This window comes from Massilia rubra (assembly GCF_011682065.1).
Classification (GTDB): Bacteria; Pseudomonadota; Gammaproteobacteria; order Burkholderiales; family Burkholderiaceae_D; genus Telluria_A; species Telluria_A rubra.
In genome coordinates this window covers 397902-417036 of sequence record NZ_VUYU01000001.1, presented here as the reverse complement: position 1 = coordinate 417036, position 19135 = coordinate 397902, and the positions used below count along the sequence as shown (strand labels likewise).

The window sequence follows — 19135 nt, the reverse complement described above, 5'->3', positions numbered from 1 at the left end:
TCCTTATAACAAGGTCTTGCGCAGATCGGCCATGACTTCGGCCAGATATGCGGTGAAGCGCGCGGCCATGGCGCCGTCGATCACGCGGTGATCGTACGACAGCGACAGCGGCAGCATCAGGCGTGGCTGGAAGGCCGCGCCGTCCCACACCGGCTTCATCGACGACTTGGACAGGCCAAGGATCGCCACTTCCGGTGCGTTGATGATCGGCGTGAAGGCCGTGCCGCCGATGCCGCCGAGCGACGAGATGGTGAAGGTCGCGCCCTGCATGTTGGCTGGACTGAGCTTGCCGTCGCGCGCCTGGGCCGACAGCTCGCCCATTTCGACGGCGATCTGCGAGATCGATTTCTTGTCGGCGTCCTTGATGACCGGGACCATCAGGCCGTTCGGCGTATCGGCCGCGAAGCCGATGTTGTAGTACTGCTTGAGAATCAGGTTGGCGCCGGTGGCGTCGATCGATGCGTTGAACGCCGGGTACTTTTTCAGTGCGGCGACGCTGGCCTTGATCACGAAAGCGAGCATGGTCAGCTTGACGGTCGACTTGGACTTGGCCAGCGCGGCGTTCGAATCGACGCGGAACTGCTCCAGGTCGGTCACGTCGGACTCGTCGAACTGCGTCACGTGCGGGATCATCACCCAGTTGCGGTGCAGGTTCGGGCCACTGATTTTCTTGATGCGCGACAGCGGCAGCAGTTCGGTCGGACCGAATTTGCTGAAGTCGAGCGATGGCCATGGCAGCAGGTCGAGACCGACGCCGGTACCGCCGCCCGAGGCCTTGGCGCCGTTGCCAGGCGACGCGCTCGCGAGCACGCCCTTGACGAAGTTCTGCACGTCCTGCTGGGTGATGCGACCCTTCGGTCCGCTGCCGGGCACGCGCAGCAGGTCGACGCCGAGTTCGCGCGCGAACTTGCGGATCGATGGCGAGGCGTGGGCCTTGGCGTTCGATTGGGCTGGTTCGGCTGCGGCGGCGGGTGCTGGCGCAGCAGCTGGTGCTGGCGCTGCGGCTGCGGCTGGTGCAGGAGCTGCGGCGGCTGGCGCCGCAGCGGCGGCTGGCGCGGCTTCCGCTGGCGCCGGCGCGGCTGCGGCGGCAGGTGCCGCGGCTGCCGGTGCGGCAGCTGCGTCATCGCTTTCGAGGATCAGCAACAGTGCGCCTTCGGCGACCTTGTCACCGACTTTGATTTTGAGTTCCTTGACCACGCCGGCGTGGCTGGACGGGATCTCCATGCTGGCCTTGTCGGATTCGACCGTGATCAGCGACTGGTCGACCTTGATGGTGTCGCCCGGCTTGACCATCAGTTCGATGACTTCGACTTCCTTGAAGTCGCCGATGTCCGGGACTTTGACTTCCACAATGCTCATAGCGTTTACTCCGTTCTTATTCGTTTAGTCGCGCGTTTCGTCCACCCGGCACTTGGGTTCCCGCCTTCGCGGGAACGACGGAGTTACCGTCATTCCCGCGAAGGCGGGAATCCAAGTTTTACGCGTGCGGGAACAAAACGCCGGGCAAAGTTACTGGGTCACCGGATTCGGTTTTTCAGGATTGATGCCGTACTTGGCAATCGCATCGGCCACCACGGACGTTGCAATCACGCCTTCGTCGGCCAGCGATTTGAGCGCCGCCACGACGATATAGTAACGGTTCACTTCAAAGAACTCGCGCAGCTTGACGCGGCTGTCGGAGCGGCCAAAACCATCGGTACCGAGCACTTTGTAGGTGCGGCCCTTCGGCATGAACGCGCGGATCTGTTCGGCGAACAGGCGCATGTAGTCGGTCGTGGCGATGATCGGACCGGTGGTCTTTTCCATCAGCTGCGTCACGTACGGCAGGCGTGGGGCGTCGGTCGGATGCACCATGCTCCAGCGCTCGGCGTCCTGGCCGTCGCGGGCGATCAGGGTCAGCGACGGCGCCGACCACACGTCGGCCGCAATGCCGAAGTCCTTCTGCAGCAGTTCGGCCGCGAAGATCGATTCGCGCAGGATCGTGCCCGAACCAATCAGCTGCACGCGCTGCTTGGCAGCCGCGTCGCCGGCTTGCAAGAGGTACATGCCTTTCAGGATGCCTTCTTCCGTGCCGGGGGTCAGGCCTGGCTGCTCGTAGTTCTCGTTCATCAAGGTGATGTAGTAGAACACGTCTTCCTGTTCCGCCACCATGCGGCGCAGGCCGTCCTGGACGATGACCGCCACTTCGTGCGCGAAGGTCGGATCGTATGGCAGGCAGTTAGGAATGGTCGCCGCCATCACGTGGCTGTGGCCATCTTCGTGCTGCAAGCCTTCGCCGTTGAGGGTCGTACGGCCCGCCGTGCCGCCCATCAGGAAGCCGCGTGCGCGCATGTCGCCCGCCGCCCACGCCAGGTCGCCGATGCGCTGCATGCCGAACATCGAGTAGAAGGTGTAGAACGGGATCATGATCCGATTGTTGGTCGAGTACGAGGTCGCCGCGGCGATCCACGAGCTCATGCCGCCCGCTTCGTTGATGCCTTCCTGCAGAATCTGGCCGGCCTTGTCTTCGCGGTAGTACATGACCTGGTCTTTATCGACCGGCTCGTACAACTGGCCCTGTTGATTGAAGATGCCGATCTGGCGGAACAAGCCTTCCATCCCGAAGGTACGCGATTCGTCGACCAGGATCGGCACGATGCGCTGGCCCAGGTTCGGGTCGCGCAGCAGGGTCGAGATGATACGCACGAAGGACTGCGTGGTCGAGATTTCGCGGCCTTCGGCGGTCGCGTCGAGCACGTTCTGGAAGGCCGACAGCGCAGGCACCGGCAGCGATTCGGCAGCTTGCGGACGGCGCTGCGGCAGGTAGCCGCCCAGCAGTTCGCGGCGCTTGTGCAGGTAGACCATTTCGGGCGCGTCGTCGGCCGGCTTGAAGAACGGGATCTCGGCCAGCTTGTCGTCCGGGATAGGAATCGCAAAGCGGTCGCGCATTTCGCGGATCGCTTCGTCGTCGAGCTTCTTGGTCTGGTGCGCGGTGTTGCGCGCTTCGCCGGACTTGCCCATGCCGAAGCCCTTGACGGTTTTCACCAGCAGGACGGTCGGGGTGCCCTTGTTTTCCTGCGCGATCTTGAAGGCGGCGTAGATCTTGTGCGGATCGTGGCCGCCGCGCGTCAGGCGCCAGATGTCGTCGTCGGTCATGTTGGCGACCATTTCGAGCAGCTTCGGATGCTTGCCGAAGAAGTTCTTGCGCACGTAGGCGCCGTCCTTGGCCTTGTAGTTCTGGTACTCGCCGTCGACGGTTTCCATCATCACGCGCTGCAGGATGCCTTCTTTGTCCTTGGCCAGCAGGGCGTCCCAGCCCGGTCCCCAGATCACCTTGACCACGTTCCAGCCGGCGCCGCGGAAGTCCGCTTCGAGTTCCTGGATGATCTTGCCGTTGCCGCGCACAGGGCCGTCGAGGCGCTGCAGGTTGCAGTTGACGACCATGACCAGGTTGTCGAGGCGCTCGCGCGCGGCCATGCCGATCGCGCCCATCGATTCCGGCTCGTCCATCTCGCCGTCGCCGCAGAAGACCCAGACCTTGCGGTTGGAGGTGTCGGCGATCGAACGCGCGTGCAGGTACTTCAGGAAGCGCGCCTGGTAGATCGCCATCAGCGGGCCCAGGCCCATCGAGACGGTCGGGAACTGCCAGAAGGTCGGCATCAGTTTCGGGTGCGGGTACGACGACAGGCCCTTGCCGTCGACTTCGCGACGGAAATTGAGCATCTGGTCTTCCGACAGGCGGCCTTCGAGGAAGGCGCGCGCGTAGATACCGGGCGAGGAGTGCCCTTGCAGGTACAGCAGGTCGCCGCCATGGTCGGCGGTCGGCGCGCGCCAGAAATGGTTGAAGCCGATGCCGAGCATGTTCGCCAGCGAGGCGAAGCTCGAAATGTGGCCACCCAGGTCGCCGTCGGCGCGGTTGGCCTTGACCACCATCGCCATCGCGTTCCAGCGCATCCACGAGCGCAGGCGCTCTTCGTACTCCAGGTTGCCGGGGCAGTGTTCTTCGAGGTGGGTGGGAATGGTGTTAACGTAAGCGGTGTTGCTGGAAAACGGGATGTGGGCGCCGCGGCGGCGGGCCAGGTCGACCATGCGTTCCATCAGGTAGTGCGCGCGGTCGGTGCCTTCATTTTCAATGACGGCTTCGAGCGCGTCGAGCCACTCCTTGGTTTCGAGCGTGTCGGGATCGTTGGCGGCTGCTGCCGTCAACTGGTCGAGTTGAGCTGACATTGATGCGTCTCCTTTGTTAGTGCCCTACCCGATCGACATCGCGGCGGACGTTTTGCTGATTATTTACCAATACCCAAAATTAGTGCAGCAATTCTAACAGTAGTTTTCTGCTTTTTCAAATTGCGATATATCGTTTCATATCGTGGAAAATTGCTTTCCGTGAAGGTAAACTCCATATTTCTTTCAAGGCAAGAGTATCGTCGCTTACAGGGATTCGGGGCACGCGATAGCAGCAGTGGCTTTATAATCCCGCTTTTGTCCCGCTCTTTTCCTCCCACTCTTCCTCCGGCTAAAAATCATGTCCGCTCAACTGATCGATGGTGTTCTCCTCTCCCAACAATTACGCGCAGAAATCAAGCAGCGCGCCAGTGTCCTGACCGCCAAAGGCAAGCAGCCCGGCCTGGCGGTGATCCTGGTGGGGGAAGACCCGGCCAGTCACGTGTATGTGCGCAACAAGGTCAAGGCTTGCGCGGACGTGGGTTTTCATTCGATCCTGGAAAAGTATGATGCCGACCTGAGCGAAGCGGCTTTGCTCGAACGCATCGCCAGCCTGAACGCCGACCCGGCCATCCACGGCATCCTGGTGCAGATGCCGCTGCCGAAGCACATCAACCCGAACAAGGTGATCGAAGCGATCTCGACCACCAAAGACGTGGACGGCTACTCGGTCCTGAGCGCCGGCGAACTGATGACCGGCCTGCCGGGTTTCCGCCCGTGCACCCCGTACGGCTGCATGAAACTGATCGAAAGCACCGGCTATGACTTGCGCGGCAAGCACGCCGTCGTCATCGGGCGCAGCAACACGGTCGGCAAACCAATGGCGCTGTTGCTCTTGCAAGCGAACGCCACCGTGACCATATGCCATAGTGCGACGCCGGACCTGGCTTACCACACGCGCCAGGCCGATGTGGTGGTGGCCGCCGTGGGACGCCGCAATACGCTCACCGCAGACATGGTCAAACCCGGCGCGATCGTGATCGATGTGGGCATGAACCGCGACGATGACGGCAAACTGTGCGGCGATGTCGATACCGCGGCGGTGCGCGAGGTGGCCGCCCACATCACCCCGGTGCCGGGCGGCGTGGGGCCGATGACGATTACCATGCTGCTGATGAACACGGTCGAAGCGGCCGAACGCGGCTGAACACGCGCCGGCGCGACTGACGACTTATTGAAACCGACTTGAGGAAACCACCATGACTACCGATACCAGCAATCCCCTGCTCGATTTCAGCGACCTGCCACGTTTTAACGATATCAAGCCGGAGCACGTCACGCCGGCCATCGACCAGTTGATCGCGCAGGCGAGCGCGGTCGTGGCCGAGCTGGAAGCGCCGGCCGACGATGTGACATGGGACAACTTCGTCATTCCGCTGGAAGAAGCGACCGAACAGCTGGGCCGCGCCTGGGGCGTGGTCAGCCACCTGAACAATGTGGTGGACACGCCGGAACTGCGCGCCACCTACAACGACAACCAGCCGAAGGTGACCGAATTCTGGACCGCGCTGGCCCAGAACGAAGCGCTGTTCGCCAAGTACAAGGCGATTCGCGCCAGCGCCGCCTACGACACGCTGTCGGCGGCGCGCAAGCGCATCGTCGAAAACGCCCTGCGCGACTTCCGCCTGGGCGGGGCCGAACTGCCGGAGTCGAAAAAGGAGCGCTTTGCCGCCATCCAGGAGCAGCACGCCAGCATCTCGACGCGCTTTTCGGAAAACGTGCTCGACGCCACCAACGACTACAAGCTGACGGTGGAAGTGGAAGCCGACCTGGCCGGCCTGCCGGACGACGTCAAGCAAGCCGCGCGCGCCGCCGCCGAGAAAGACGGCAAGGCCGGCTGGCAGTTCACCCTGCACTTCCCATCCTACTTCCCGATCCTGCAATTTGCCGACAAGCGCGAACTGCGCGAAACGATCTACCGCGCCAGCGCCACCAAAGCGTCCGAAATGGGCACCGTGTTCAGCGAGCTGGAAAAATGGGATAACAGCAGCAACATCGCCAGTTTGCTGAAATTGCGCGACGAAGAAGCCAAATTGCTCGACTATCGCAATTTCGCCGAAGTCTCGCTGGTGCCGAAGATGGCCCAGAGCCCCGAACACGTGATCGAATTCCTGGAAGACCTGGCGCGCCGCGCGCGTCCGTTCGCCGAGCAGGACCTGGCCGAACTGCGCGCCTTTGCCAAGGATGAACTCGGCATCGACCAGGTCGAAGCCTGGGACCTGAGCTACGCGTCCGAAAAACTGCGCGAGCGCCGCTACGCCTTCTCGGCCCAGGAAGTGAAGGAATACTTCCCCGAGCCGAAAGTCGTCGACGGCCTGTTCCGCCTGGTGCAAAGCCTGTTCTCGGTACGGATCTTGCCCGACACGGCCGCCGTCTGGCATCCGGACGTGCGCTTTTTCCGCATCGAGAAGGGCGGCAAGCTGGTCGGCCAGTTCTACCTCGACCTGTACGCGCGCAGCGGCAAGGGCGGCGGCGCCTGGATGGACGACGCCCGCGGACGTCGCCTGCAAACCGGCGGCCTGCTGCAGACACCAGTGGCTTACCTGACCTGCAACTTCACGCCGCCGGCCAGCGTCGACGGCCAGTTGCAGCCATCGCTCTTCACGCACGACGAAGTAACGACCCTGTTCCACGAATTTGGCCACGGTTTGCACCATATGCTCACGCAAGTGGACGAAATCGCCGTCTCCGGCATTTCCGGCGTGGAGTGGGATGCGGTCGAACTGCCATCGCAATTCATGGAAAACTTTTGCTGGGAATGGGACGTGCTGCAGCACCTGACCGCCCACGTGAAGACCGGCGAGCCGCTGCCGCGCGCGCTGTACGACAAGATGCTGGCCGCCAAAAACTTCCAGTCCGGCCTGCAAACCCTGCGCCAGGTGGAGTTTTCGCTGGTCGACATGCACCTGCACTACGACTTCGACCCGGCCAGCAAGCAGACGGTGCAGGAACTGATCAACGACGTGCGCCAGAAGTTCTCGGTCATGATGCCGCCCGCATTTAACCGTTTCCAACATTCTTTCGGACATATTTTTGCCGGAGGGTACGCCGCCGGTTACTATAGCTACAAGTGGGCTGAAGTATTGTCCGCCGATGCGTACGCCGCCTTTGAAGAAGCGGTCGAGGCCGGCGGCGGAGCCCTTTCCGAAGAAACCGGCAAACGCTTCCAGCAAGAGATACTGGCCGTCGGCGGTTCGCGCCCCGCGCTCGAATCGTTCAAGGCTTTCCGTGGCCGCGAGCCCAGTATCGATGCGCTGTTGCGCCACAGCGGCATGCAGTCCTGAAAGACCGTGCCAGCAGGAGAATTGTAATGACAGTAGCAAAAAAGATGGCTGGCACGATGATGGCACTGCTGTTGTGCGCAGGCGGCGCCGGCGCGCAACAGATGTACAAGTGGGTCGATGCGTCGGGCAAGGTCACGTTCAGCGACAAACCGCCGCCGGCCAACGCCAAGCCGATCGAAATCAAGGCCGGCGCCGGCGGCGCGGCCACCGTGCCGCTGCCGTATGCGCTGGCGCAGGCGGTGCGCGCGCATCCGGTGGTGTTGTACACGCGCAATAAATGCGATTATTGCGACAAGGGCCGCACCTTCCTGAAAGAGCGCGGGATTCCGTTCGTCGAGAAAACCGTGCAAACGGCCGCCGATGAAGTCAAGCTGAAGGAAGCGGGCGGTGACGGCCGCATGCCCTTCATCAAGATCGGCCGCGCCAAGTCGACCGGTTTTGAACCGGCGGCCTGGAATTCGATGCTGACCGACGCTGCCTACCCGGAAAAGTCGATCCTGCCGGTGGCGTACCAGAATCCCAAGGCCAGTCCGGCTTCGCCACCGGAACCGGTGGTGCCAAAAGCGGACGAGAAGCCGAAGGCCGACCAGGTCGACCGCAAAGGCGCGCCGGCCCCGGCGCCGGGTGAAAAAACCGCCCCGCCCGGCTTCGTGTTCTGAGGTCGACGATGACGCGGATCGATTTCCATACAAACATCCCGGACAAGCTGAGCTACGCCTGCCGGCTGGCGCGCAAAGCCCTTGCCAGCCGCGCCCGCGTGGTGCTGCTGGCCGAGGATGCGGCGCAGGCGCAAGCGCTGGACGAGGCCCTGTGGACCTTGTCGGAAACCGATTTCCTGCCGCACGTGATGGCCGGCGACCCGCTGGCCGCGCACACCCCGATCATCATCGCCCACGATGCGGCGGCCGAGCTGCCGCATCATGACATGCTGGTCAACCTGACCCGGGCCACGCCAGCCCAGCTCGATTGCTTCGCGCGCCTGTTCGAAATCATCTCTACCGATGAAAGCGACGCCGCCGCCGGACGCAAGCGCTACGTGGCCTACAAGCAGCAATCCTATCCATTGACCCACTTCGTCGCAGGCCAGTCATGAGCCAGGCTCGTCCATTCGACCCGCATATTCCTGTATTGACGGAATTGTTTTCCGATAAGGGCGAGGCGTTGGCCGAGCCCGCCGCCGAGAGCGTGCCGGCAGACCAGGCAAGCGCGCCGGCCGGCGCCGATCCGGAATGGGCGGCGCTGGAGCGGCGCCTGTCCGACCGCATCGTCCAGCAACTCCAGGGAAGCGTCGACATCATGCTCGAACACCGCCTGCGCGAGAGCATGGAACAGGTGCTGCGCCAGGCCGTCGGCGATATCACGGCCGAGCTGCGGCGCGGCCTGCAAGATAGTCTCGACGCGATCGTCGCGCGCGCCGTCGCGCAAGAGCTGGGCGCGCTGCAACAGCGCCAGCCGCCGCCCTGATCGCCCCACCCCGCGCCCGCCTGGGGCCGGCGCCTTTCATTTGCTTACAAAACAGCGTCAATTGCGTGCGGCGCGCTGTGCACGCATGCCTGCCACGCACGTTTATGGTGAGCAGCGTCAAATTGTTGCGAAAATTTTGACAATCGGCTTTGCGTTGCATTTAAATTGTTGTACCTTTTGCCCTACACAAAATTTTCGAAACGGCGCCACGAGCGCTGTCTGTTTTCAATCCAATGGAGAATGCACATGCAGTTAACGACCAAACTCATTCCACTCGCAATCGCCATGGCCTTCGCCGGCAGCGCCAGCGCACAAGACATCGTCAAGATCGGCCACGTCGGTCCGATTTCGGGCGCCAGCGCGCACCTGGGCAAGGATAACGAGAACGGCGCCAAGATGGCCGTGGAAGAATTGAACGCCAAAGGCTTCATGATCAATGGCAAGAAGGTCAAGCTGGAACTGGTGCTGGAAGACGACGGCGCCGATCCCAAGCAGGGCACGGCCGTGGCGCAAAAACTGGTCGATGCCAAGGTCAACGGCGTGATCGGCCACCTCAATTCGGGCACCACCGTACCGGCTTCGCGGATTTACCACAACGCCGGGATTCCCCAGATTTCCCCGTCTTCCACGATCCCCGAATACACCAAGCAAGGCTTCAAGTCGGCCTTCCGCGTGGTCGCCAACGACAACAAGCTCGGCGGCACCCTGGGCCGCTACGCGGTCGACACCCTGAAGGCCACCAACATTGCCGTGATCGATGACCGCTCGGCCTACGGCCAGGGCGTGGCCACCGAATTCCTCAAGGGCGCCAAAGCCCAGAATCCGGCGGTCAAAATCGTCGGCAAGGAATTCACCAGCGCCACCGCGACCGATTTCACCGCCATCCTGACCTCGATCAAGAACAAGAAGCCGGACCTGGTCTTCTTCGGCGGCATGGATGCGGTCGGCGGCCCGATGCTCAAGCAAATGAAGGCGCTCGGCATCAACGCCAAGTTCATGGGCGGCGACGGCATTTGCACCGAATCGCTGGCGCGCCTGGCCGGTGACGGCGTGGGCGAAGGCAACGTCACCTGCGCCGAAGCGGGCGGCGTGAGCGGCGAGCAAGAAAAATCGTTCGCCGACTTCGTGGCGCGCTACAAGAAACGCTTCCCGAACGAAAGCGTGCAGCTGTATTCGCCGTATGTGTACGATGCGGTGATGGTGATGGCGACGGCGATGCAGAACGCCAAGTCGGCTGACCCGGTCAAGTACCTGCCGGAACTGCAAAAAATCAAGTATCAGGGCGTTACCGGCCTGATCCAGTTCGATGACAAGGGCGACATCAAGGATGGCGCGCTGACCATGTACACCTACAAGGGTGGCAAGAAGACCAAGATGTCCGTGGTCAAGTAAGCGCTGTCGGGCGTTGGCTGCGGCCAACGCTTGCGGCATAAAAAAACGCGCTCACAGCGCGTTTTTTGTTGGGTGCGGCGATTTACTTCTGGGCCAGGATCCATTTCACCAGGGTATGCGCTTCAGCGTCGCTCACCTGCGGATTGGCTGGCATCGGTACCGCGCCCCATGCGCCGGCGCCGCCCTTCAAGACTTTGGCCACCAGCTTGGCTTCGGCATCCTTCTGGCCGGCATACTTGGCCGCAACATCCTTGTAGGCAGGCCCGACTACCTTGTTCGCGACCGCGTGGCAAGCCATGCAATTTTTTGCTTTTGCCAGATCGGCGTTCGCCATGGCGCTCGACGAGGCCAGTGCCGACAATACCGTGAACAACATCAAGGACCGTTTCATGTATTTCTCCAGAGTGAACAACTGAGTGCAATTTTACCGTGTTTCGTCAATGCGAATGTGCGGCCACACGCTCTATAACGGGTCAAGCGTGTGTATGGTTGACCCAACTATTTGCCAGAGGACACGATTTTACTGCCCCTCCGGGACAATTGTTTGTAAGATACGCATATGAAAAGGAGTTTGTCATGCCAGTGATTCTATTAATTGCAGCGCTTGTGGGCCTGCGCTATTTCGAAGTCTGGCGTTTTGCCGAGTTGTCGTGGTGGTGGATCATCGGGCTGATGTTCGTGGCCTTCCTGTGGTTCGAGTTTGTCGAAAAGATTTTCGGACTGGACAAGAAAAAAGCCCACAACGTCGATGAGCAACGGCGCAAGGACCGCATCAAGGAAGCGTTTGACAAGGCCAACAAGCGCTAGGCTCTTGAGCGCCGGGCAAGCGCGAGCGCCGATGACCTGAAGACCGGCGCCTGCGCGCCAATCCGGCCTCTGACTCAAACACCGTCGCCCCCGCGCCAATCCGGCCTCTGACTTAAACACCGTCGCCGGTGCGCCAATCCGGCCGTTGACTTAAACACCGTCGCCCCCGCGCAGGCGGGGGTCCATGGCACCTGTGATCAAAGGTGGTATGGACCCCCGCCTGCGCGGGGGCGACGGTTTATGGGTCGACGGCCAGAAACGGCCAGAAGCGACGGTTTATTTACCCCGTCACCGCTCCCTTGCTGGCCGACGAGGCCAGTGCCGCGAACTTGGCCAGCACCCCGCGCGTATAGCGCGGCGCCGGCTTGACCCAGTTGGCGCGGCGGCGGGCAATTTCCTCATCGCTCACATTCAGCTGGATCAGTTGCTGATGCGCATCGATGGTCACCGAGTCGCCCTCTTCCACCAAGGCAATCGTACCGCCATCGAAGGCTTCCGGCGCCACGTGGCCGACCACCATGCCCCAGGTCCCGCCCGAAAAACGTCCGTCCGTAATCAAGCCCACCGATTCGCCCAGTCCCTTGCCGATCAGCGCCGCCGTCGGCGCCAGCATTTCCGGCATGCCGGGACCGCCCTTCGGCCCCAGGTAACGCATCACCAGCACGTCGCCCGCCTTGATGCCGTCGGCCAGGATCGCATCCATGGCCGTATATTCGTCGTTGAACACGCGCGCCGGACCGGTGATCACGGGATTTTTCAGCCCGGTGATCTTGGCCACGCAGCCTTCCGGCGACAGATTTCCCTTGAGGATAGCCAGGTGCCCCTGGCGGTACAGCGCCTTGTCGATCGTGCGGATAACATCCTGCTTCGGGTCTGGTACCGACGGGATCTCGGCCAGTTCCTCGGCGATCGTGCGGCCGGTAATGGTGATGCAGTCGCCGTGCAAGAGGCCGGCGTCGAGCAAGAGCTTGAGCACTTGCGGCACGCCGCCGGCCTTGTGCAGGTCGGTCGCCACGTACTGCCCGGACGGCTTGAGGTTACAGATGACCGGCACTTTCTGGCGCACGCGCTCGAAGTCGTCGATGGTCCACTCGACTTCGGCCGCGTGGGCAATCGCCAGGTAATGCAGCACGGCGTTGGTCGAGCCGCCCGTGGCCATGATCAGGGAAACGGCGTTCTCGATCGATTTGCGGGTGATGATGTCGCGCGGCTTGAGGTCCTTTTTAACGGCCTCGACCAGCACGCGCGCCGATTCGGCGGCCGAGCCGACCTTTTCATCGTCCGGATTGGCCATGGTCGACGAATACAGCAAACCCATTCCCAGCGCCTCGAACGAGGACGACATGGTGTTGGCCGTGTACATGCCGCCGCAGGAACCGGCCGAGGGGCAGGCGTTGCGCTCGATGCCGTCGAAGTCTTCCTTCGACATGCGCCCGGCCGTAAATTCCCCCACCGCCTCGAAGGCCGAGACGATGGTCAGGTCCTTGCCTTTCCAGTTGCCCGGCTTGATGGTGCCGCCGTACACATAAATGCCAGGCACATTGGTGCGCGCCAGGGCGATCATCCCGCCCGGCATGTTCTTGTCGCAGCCGCCGATCACGACCACGCCATCCATCCACTGGCCGTTGACGGCTGTTTCGATGCAGTCGGCGATCACTTCGCGCGAGATGAGCGAATATTTCATGCCTTCCGTGCCCATCGACATGCCGTCCGAAATGGTCGGCGTGCCGAACACCTGGGGATTGGCGCCGGCCGCCTTGATCGTGGTAATGGCAATGTCGGCCAGCTTTTGCAGGCCCGAGTTGCACGGGGTAATGGTGGAGTGGCCGTTGGCGATGCCGATCATCGGCTTGTCGAAGTCCTCGGTTTCATAGCCCATGGCGTAGTACATCGAGCGGTTCGGGCTGCGCGAGACGCCTTCGGTGATGTTGCGGGAACGACGGTTGTAGCGTGGCTGGTCTGACATGGCTTGCTCCGGATGATTTGATAGCGACAAGAATGCCTTGCAGGCAAGCGCGCGTCAAATATATCATTTGCATGCCTGTGAGTCGCGATTCATATCACAGCCCCCGATTGAGATGGAAAGCCATATCGATGCACCTTGAACTGCGCCAGTTGCGCTATTTTGTCGCCGTCGCCGAAGAACTTCACTTCGGCAAAGCCGCGCTACGCCTGCACATGACCCAGCCGCCGCTGTCGCAAACCATCCAGGGACTCGAAGAGTTGCTCGGCGCGCCGCTGTTCGCGCGCAGCCGCCGCGCCGTCGAGCTCACGCCGGCCGGCGCCGCCCTGCTGCCGGAAGCGCGCCGCATCCTGGCCGCCAGCGCCCTTCTTCCCGCACTGGTGCAACGCGCGGCCGGCGGCGCGGCCGGGCGCCTGTCGCTGGCGTTCGTGTCCTCGGCCGATTACAGCGTGCTGCCGCCCTTCCTGCGCCGCTACCGCGCGGCTTTTCCGCAAGTAAGTATCGCGCTGCAGGAAGCGACTTCCGACGTCCAGATCGACGACCTGCTGCACGGGCGCATCGATACCGGCCTCTTGATCGCGCCGCTGCCGGACAAGGCGCGCCTGGAGCTCGATTACCTGAAGGTGCTGACCGAGCCGCTGATCGTGGCCCTGCCGGCCGGCGTCGTCAGCGGCGCGCCCGGCCAGGCGGTGGCCCTGGCCGCGCTGCCGCCGCTGCCGCTGATCATCTTTCCGCGCCCGATCGCGCCGGCCCTGCACGACGCCATCCTGGCCTGCTTTCGCGCGGCCGGCATCACCCCCGAGATCGGGCAGGAAGCGATCCAGATGCAGACCATCGTCAGCCTCGTCTCGGCCGGCATGGGGATGGCACTTGTGCCACAATCGGTGTCCAACCTGATGCGGCCCGGCGTAGAATACCGGGCCCTGCGCGATCCGACGCCGCAGGTGGAAACCGGGCTGGCCTGGCGGCGCGACGCCGTCTCGCCGGTCCTGCAGGGCTTTTTGGATTTACTACGAAAGAATACCGATGCTGACCCACCCGATGCCTGACCCCGTCGCCTTTTCGCTCGGCCCGCTGCACGTGCACTGGTACGGCCTGATGTACGTGCTGGCGTTCGCCATGTTCCTCGCCCTCGGGCGCGTGCGCATCAGGCAGCCGCACATCGCCGCGCGCGGCTGGAAAAAGGAAGACCTGGACGACATGCTGTTCTACGGCATGCTCGGAGTGATCATCGGCGGGCGCCTGGGCGAAGTCTTCTTCTATCAACCGGCGCGCTTCATGGCCGATCCGGTGGCGATCTTCAAGGTGTGGCAGGGCGGCATGTCGTTCCACGGCGGCTTTCTCGGGGTGCTGCTGGCCATGGGATTGTGGGCGCGCAAGGCCAAGCGCAATCTGCTCGACGTCTACGATTTCATCGCCCCGCTGGTCCCGCTCGGCTATGCCGCCGGACGCATGGGCAACTTCATCAATGCCGAACTGCCGGGCCGCGTGGCCGACCCCAGCCTGCCGTGGGCCATGCTGTGGCCGGGCGTGCAGGGACCGCGCCATCCGTCGCCGCTGTACCAGTTGATCGTCGACGGCCTGGTGGTGTTCGTGCTGCTGTGGATCTATGCGCGCAAGGAGCGCCCGCGCCTGGCGGTGGGGGCGATGTTCACCCTGCTGTACGGCTGCGCGCGCTTTTTCACCGAATACTTCCGCGTGCCGGACTGGCAGGTCAGCGTGGCCGGCTTGCCGGTCACGTCGGGCCAGATGCTGTCGCTGCCGATGATCGCGGGCGGCATCGCCATGCTGGTGTGGGCCTACAGGAAAGGCGCTGTCAGTGAAACGCCTTCCACAGCATATAACCGGCCAGCGCATACAAAATGAACGCAAAGATGCGTTTTAACTGTTGCACCGGCATGCGGTGCGCGGCGCGCGCGCCCAGCGGCGCCGCCAGCACGCTGGCCGTGGCAATCACGGCCAGCGCCGGCAGGTAGATGTAGCCGAGCGAATACGGCGGCAGGCCGGGCTGGTCCCAGCCGAACCAGATGTTCGACAAGGTGCCCGAGAGCGCAATCGGAAAGCCCAGCGCGGCGCTGGTGGCGACCGCGTTGTGGATCTTGACGTTACACCAGGTCATGAACGGGATCGACATGAAGCCACCGCCCGCCCCCACCACGCCCGAGACCACGCCGAACACGCCGCCGGCGGCGAACATGCCGGGCGCGCCGGGCAGCTCGCGCGCGCCGGCGGGCTTCTTCCCACTCAACATCTGGGTGGCCGAAAACGCCACGAAGGCGGCGAACACCAGCGCCAGCGCGGTGGTGTTGAGCTGCTTGCCCAGCCACGGCCCGATCCAGGAACCGAGCACGATGCCGGGCGTGAGCATGCGCACGATTGGCCACAGCACGGCGCCATGGGCGTGATGCGCGCGCACCGACGACAGGGACGTAAACATGATGGTGGCGAGCGAGGTGGCGATTGCCATGTGCACCACCGCGTCGGGCGGAAAATGCTCGGCGGTGTAGATCATCGTAATGAAGGGCACCAGCACCATGCCGCCGCCGATGCCCAGCAACCCGGCCGCGAAGCCGCCGGCGGCGCCCATGGCCAGCAGTATCAGGATCAGGCTCCAGGCCATCGGGCCTCCTGCACAGTGCCCGCCGGCGGCACGACGCCGGCAGAGATCGATTGCATCATAAATTTCCAAAAGAGAACATTTTCGGTCGGGAGCGCCTACTTTACACCAAGCCCGGCCGCCTTGTGCAAGCCGGGGCGCTGGCGATACCACGGCGCCAGCGCCGGCCCGGCCATCGGCGGGGCCAGGAAGAATCCCTGGCCAATGGCGCAGCCGAGCGCGTGCAGCAACTCGGCATCGGCGGCGGTTTCGATGCCTTCGGCCACCGCCCGCAAACCCAGGTTGGCGGCCAGTTCGGTAATCGAGCACAAAATCAGCAAGCCTTTATCGCTGGCGCCGGCGGCCCTCACGAAGCTGCGGTCGATCTTGAGTTCGGTGACCGGCAGCGCAGCGATCCGTTGCAACGACGAATAGCCAACCCCGAAATCGTCGATGGCCAGCTCGAAACCGTGCATACGCAGACGTACCACCGAATCGAGCAGATCGGCGGCGCATCCGGCCAGCGCCGTTTCGGTCAGTTCCAGGGTAATGCGTTGCGTTGCGATGCCGTAGGTACGCGCCAGCGCCAGCATACGATCGGCAAAATCATGGTGCTGCGCGCTGCGCGGCGACACGTTCAGCGCCACCCTCAGTGCGATGCCGCCGGCCTGCCAGCGCGCCAGCCAGGCCAGCGCCTTGCCCAGCAGATGATCGGTCAGGCTGTCCAGCAAGTCATCCTCCTCCATGGCCGCGATGAAGTGCTCTGGACCGAGCATGCCCAGTTGCGGATGGCGCCAGCGCGCCAGCATTTCAACTTGCCGGCAGGCCCCGCCTAGCAGCGCGCACTGTGGCTGGAAATACGGTTCGAACTGACCGGCGCCCAGCGCCCGCGCCAGTTGCGGGCGGCTCCAGCGCACGCGTGGCGCCGCCGCCGGGGCCGCGCTCGCGCGCGCCATGTCGAGCAAGCTTGCCAGGCGCGCCGCCTCCACCGGTTTGGGCAACACGCCCGCCATTGCCAGGCCGTGTTCTTGCGCCGCCTCCATGGCGCACGCCAGCACCCCACTCCCGAAGGCCGACGACAGCGCAAAGCGGCAAGCCGAGAGCGCACTGGCGCGGCGCACAAAAGCCATGCCGTCCATGCCCGGCATGTTCAGGTCGGCGATCACCAGATCGAACGCTCGGGGATTGTCGGCCAACACGGCCAAGCCAGCCGCGCCGTCGCTGGCGGCGAGCGGCTGCGACACCCCGAGCCGGCGCAGCAAGGCCAGCATCAGGGCACAGTGCAGCGGATCGTCGTCGACCACCAGCACGCGCAGCTTGACCGTAGAAAACGCCGGCGTGCTCACGCGCCACCCCGCGCAAGGCCGGGGCCGCCGAACGCGCGCAGCACCGGCGCAAGTTGTCCGGCGGCGCCGGCGGCTGTGGCCTGAGCCCCGCAAAACAGCAGCACCGGCGCGGCACCGCCCCAGCCTGCGTAGGCGGCCAGCAGGGCTGCGACCCCGGTCACGCCACTGTCGGCGACCACCAGGCGAAAGCGCGCGCCGGCCAGCAAGGTGGCGGCGTCGCGCACACTGGCGGCCTGCACCATGCGGCAACCCGGTTCGAGCAGCGCGGCAACGCTGCGCCGCAACGTCTGGCCGGCATCGATGAGCAGCACGCGCGGCATGGCGGCGGCGGCGCCGCCATGGGCGGCCTGGGCGTCGAGCACGCAACGGATCTGAAACGCGAGCTGGGTGCGGTAACTGGCGGCCATCTCGAGCAAGGCTTTCAGGCCCGGATGGGCCCCGCCCAAGGTGGCCGCGGCCAGCCCATCCAGTCCGCCGGGCAAGTGTTCCGGCGCCCCATCCTGGAGCAAGCTCATCATGAATTCCCTGCGCATCTGCTCGATCAGCAGGGAGCTGCCCGCGTAGCCGGCGGGGACGCCGCCGGCCTGGTCATCCCATTCCCCCCAGGCGCCCGCCATCACGCATGCTCCACGGCGCGCACGATGCTGCCGCACGCATTGTCGAGCGCCTCGCCTGCGACCTTGGCCTGGGACCGGTGATTGCCGACCAGGATGGTGCTATCGTCCTGCAGGCGCTGCAGATCAAGGATGCCCGGTGCGGCGATCGGGGCCAGCAAGGCCAGCAGCGTGCCGAGGCCGAGGCGCTGGGCGATTTTCAGGCTGGATAATGTCATGATGGGGACCTCGGTTCATCGTTGCCGGACAAGCGGCAAGGACAGGCGCCCTTCGCCAAGGCGACGCCACGCGGCAGTGCGTTGCCGCGCGCAGAAGCGGCGGTGATGGGAAAATCGGTATGGGACATGCTGTTCCTTCGGTTCGGACACGACGTTTGCACGTGGGGAACCGGCCGTACGGCGGCAGCGGGCGATCCACAGGACGCTGACATGACGGTCGGTCATCAAGCGGCGGGGTGGGGCCGGGGGGGGAAACGGCGGCTGCCCGGATCGGGGCAGCCTTGCACAACGATTCCGGGGCGCTATCCCGGCAACGGGGAGGGGTTGCGGGATAGCCGCCAGGCACTGGCGGCGCGATCGGGACAAGCAGATGACAGCATAGCGCACTAATTTCCACATAGCAACTAGAGTATCCGAACATGCTGCGGCGCTGTCACCAGCCGCTTGCGCCGCTCAGACCGTTGGCTACCCGCAACGGTCGTGGTCTTACCGGGACGCCACTGGGCGCCGTACCGGAGCGAGCGTGACGATCCTGGCGCTGCGCGCCCGGGTTGCGCACTTCGGAGGCGACCACGGCAACGCCGCGTCCCTGCTCGCCGGCCCGCGCCGCCTCCACGGCGGCGTTCAGGGCCAGAATATTCGTCTGGAACGCACTGGCGTCGATCACCGAGATGATGTCGACAATCTCGCGCGAGGCGTCGTTGCTGCCACTCATGGTCTCGACCACCGGCGCGACCACCACGCCGCCCTTTTCCGCCACTGCCAAGGCCGATGCCACCAGCACGTTGGCCTGGCGCGCATTGTCCGCGTTCCGGCGCGTGCTCGAGGTCATTTCTTCCATCGACACGCGGTTTCTACGAGCGCACCGATCTGCCGCTCGGTAGGCGCCGACAGGTCCAGGTTGCCGCCGGCAAGGTCGCCCGAAGCCGCCGTGATGCTGGCGGCGTCCGCGCGTACCTGGCCGACGATATTGAACAAGCTGTCGTTCATGTGATGCGGCGCCAGCATCAGGCGCCCGGTTTCGTCGTCGTCGTGGCCGTCGATGGTGCTGGTCAGGTCGCCCGCCGCCACCTTTTGCGCTACGCGCACGGCGAAGTTGATAGGCATGGCGATGGAGCGCGTGACCGAGGCATTTCCCGCCAGCGCGGGGGGGGGACGGCGGGAGGGGCGGCATGCGACACGGCATCAGCCGTGTCGGGTCAAGCTTATCTACATTAATTGCCCATCGCAATTATTTTTCAGAAAACG

The 19135-nt window shown here is 63.9% G+C and carries 17 protein-coding genes and 1 pseudogene; 9 read left to right on the top strand and 9 right to left on the bottom strand.

The genetic code is table 11. From position 1 onward, the window contains the following. Nucleotides 1-3: 3 nt before the first annotated feature. Together aceF and aceE are read right to left on the bottom strand one after the other, a co-directional pair. Entirely contained in the window at nt 4-1359 is a 1356-nt protein-coding gene (aceF, locus tag F0185_RS01745) for a dihydrolipoyllysine-residue acetyltransferase (RefSeq protein ID WP_167221005.1), read from the bottom strand. 150 nt (nt 1360-1509) lie between these two features. Beyond that, nucleotides 1510-4206: a pyruvate dehydrogenase (acetyl-transferring), homodimeric type gene (aceE, locus tag F0185_RS01740; protein ID WP_167221003.1), complete on the bottom strand. Its 2697-nt coding sequence runs from the start codon at nt 4204-4206 to the stop codon at nt 1510-1512. Between the two features lie 298 nt (nt 4207-4504). Between aceE and folD the strand changes: the two genes are divergently transcribed. The 6 genes from folD (at nt 4505) to F0185_RS01710 (ending at nt 10343) form a co-directional block, all read left to right on the top strand. Next, the gene (folD, locus tag F0185_RS01735) at nt 4505-5350 is read left to right on the top strand and encodes a bifunctional methylenetetrahydrofolate dehydrogenase/methenyltetrahydrofolate cyclohydrolase FolD (RefSeq protein WP_167221001.1); all 846 of its coding nucleotides are present in this window, start codon (nt 4505-4507) and stop codon (nt 5348-5350) included. A gap of 52 nt (nt 5351-5402) precedes the next feature. Further along, nucleotides 5403-7487 (top strand): M3 family metallopeptidase, encoded by a 2085-nt coding sequence (locus F0185_RS01730; protein ID WP_167220999.1) that lies wholly within the window; start codon nt 5403-5405, stop codon nt 7485-7487. 26 nt (nt 7488-7513) lie between these two features. After that, nucleotides 7514-8146: a glutaredoxin family protein gene (locus F0185_RS01725; RefSeq protein ID WP_167220997.1), complete on the top strand. Its 633-nt coding sequence runs from the start codon at nt 7514-7516 to the stop codon at nt 8144-8146. 8 nt (nt 8147-8154) lie between these two features. Continuing rightward, a complete protein-coding gene (locus F0185_RS01720) occupies nt 8155-8580 on the top strand; it encodes a DNA polymerase III subunit chi (protein WP_167220996.1) in 426 nt (141 codons plus the stop codon). After that, complete coding sequence (locus tag F0185_RS01715; protein WP_167220994.1) at nt 8577-8951, top strand: DUF2486 family protein; 375 nt, start codon at nt 8577-8579, stop codon at nt 8949-8951. Before F0185_RS01720 ends, F0185_RS01715 begins: the two co-directional genes overlap by 4 nt. A gap of 246 nt (nt 8952-9197) precedes the next feature. Continuing rightward, nucleotides 9198-10343: a branched-chain amino acid ABC transporter substrate-binding protein gene (locus tag F0185_RS01710; RefSeq protein WP_167220992.1), complete on the top strand. Its 1146-nt coding sequence runs from the start codon at nt 9198-9200 to the stop codon at nt 10341-10343. 82 nt (nt 10344-10425) lie between these two features. Here the strand turns inward: F0185_RS01710 and F0185_RS01705 are convergent, their stop codons facing one another. Then, nucleotides 10426-10734: a c-type cytochrome gene (locus F0185_RS01705; protein ID WP_167220990.1), complete on the bottom strand. Its 309-nt coding sequence runs from the start codon at nt 10732-10734 to the stop codon at nt 10426-10428. Nucleotides 10735-10919: 185 nt separating this feature from the next. Here F0185_RS01705 and F0185_RS01700 point away from each other — a divergent pair, with 185 nt between their 5' ends. Further along, on the top strand, nt 10920-11150 hold the full coding sequence (locus tag F0185_RS01700) for a TIGR04438 family Trp-rich protein (RefSeq protein WP_167220988.1): 231 nt from the start codon (nt 10920-10922) through the stop codon (nt 11148-11150). Between the two features lie 280 nt (nt 11151-11430). Here F0185_RS01700 and ilvD read toward each other — a convergent pair whose 3' ends face one another. After that, nucleotides 11431-13116, bottom strand: coding sequence for a dihydroxy-acid dehydratase (gene ilvD, locus F0185_RS01695; protein ID WP_167220986.1), 1686 nt, complete (start codon nt 13114-13116; stop codon nt 11431-11433). 128 nt (nt 13117-13244) lie between these two features. Between ilvD and F0185_RS01690 the strand changes: the two genes are divergently transcribed. Next, entirely contained in the window at nt 13245-14162 is a 918-nt protein-coding gene (locus F0185_RS01690) for a LysR substrate-binding domain-containing protein (protein WP_167220984.1), read from the top strand. Further along, nucleotides 14140-14979, top strand: a complete 840-nt coding sequence (gene lgt, locus F0185_RS01685) for a prolipoprotein diacylglyceryl transferase (RefSeq protein ID WP_167220982.1) — start codon at nt 14140-14142, stop codon at nt 14977-14979. The genes F0185_RS01690 and lgt overlap by 23 nt, the downstream gene beginning before the upstream one ends. Here lgt and F0185_RS01680 read toward each other — a convergent pair. The 5 genes and pseudogenes from F0185_RS01680 to F0185_RS34345 form a co-directional block, all read right to left on the bottom strand. Next, on the bottom strand, nt 14930-15733 hold the full coding sequence (locus F0185_RS01680; RefSeq protein ID WP_167220980.1) for a sulfite exporter TauE/SafE family protein: 804 nt from the start codon (nt 15731-15733) through the stop codon (nt 14930-14932). The genes lgt and F0185_RS01680 overlap by 50 nt on opposite strands. A gap of 95 nt (nt 15734-15828) precedes the next feature. Beyond that, nucleotides 15829-17055 (bottom strand): EAL domain-containing response regulator, encoded by a 1227-nt coding sequence (locus F0185_RS01675; protein ID WP_167220978.1) that lies wholly within the window; start codon nt 17053-17055, stop codon nt 15829-15831. Then, nucleotides 17052-17672 (bottom strand): hypothetical protein, encoded by a 621-nt coding sequence (locus F0185_RS01670; RefSeq protein WP_167220976.1) that lies wholly within the window; start codon nt 17670-17672, stop codon nt 17052-17054. The genes F0185_RS01675 and F0185_RS01670 overlap by 4 nt, the downstream gene beginning before the upstream one ends. Then, nucleotides 17672-17887 carry a hypothetical protein gene (locus F0185_RS01665; protein ID WP_167220974.1) on the bottom strand — a complete coding sequence of 72 codons (216 nt, stop codon included), beginning with the start codon at nt 17885-17887 and terminating at the stop codon, nt 17672-17674. The genes F0185_RS01670 and F0185_RS01665 overlap by 1 nt, the downstream gene beginning before the upstream one ends. Before the next feature lie 550 nt (nt 17888-18437). Beyond that, a pseudogene (locus F0185_RS34345) lies at nt 18438-19012 on the bottom strand (methyl-accepting chemotaxis protein); the annotation flags it as partial. Nucleotides 19013-19135: the final 123 nt, after the last annotated feature.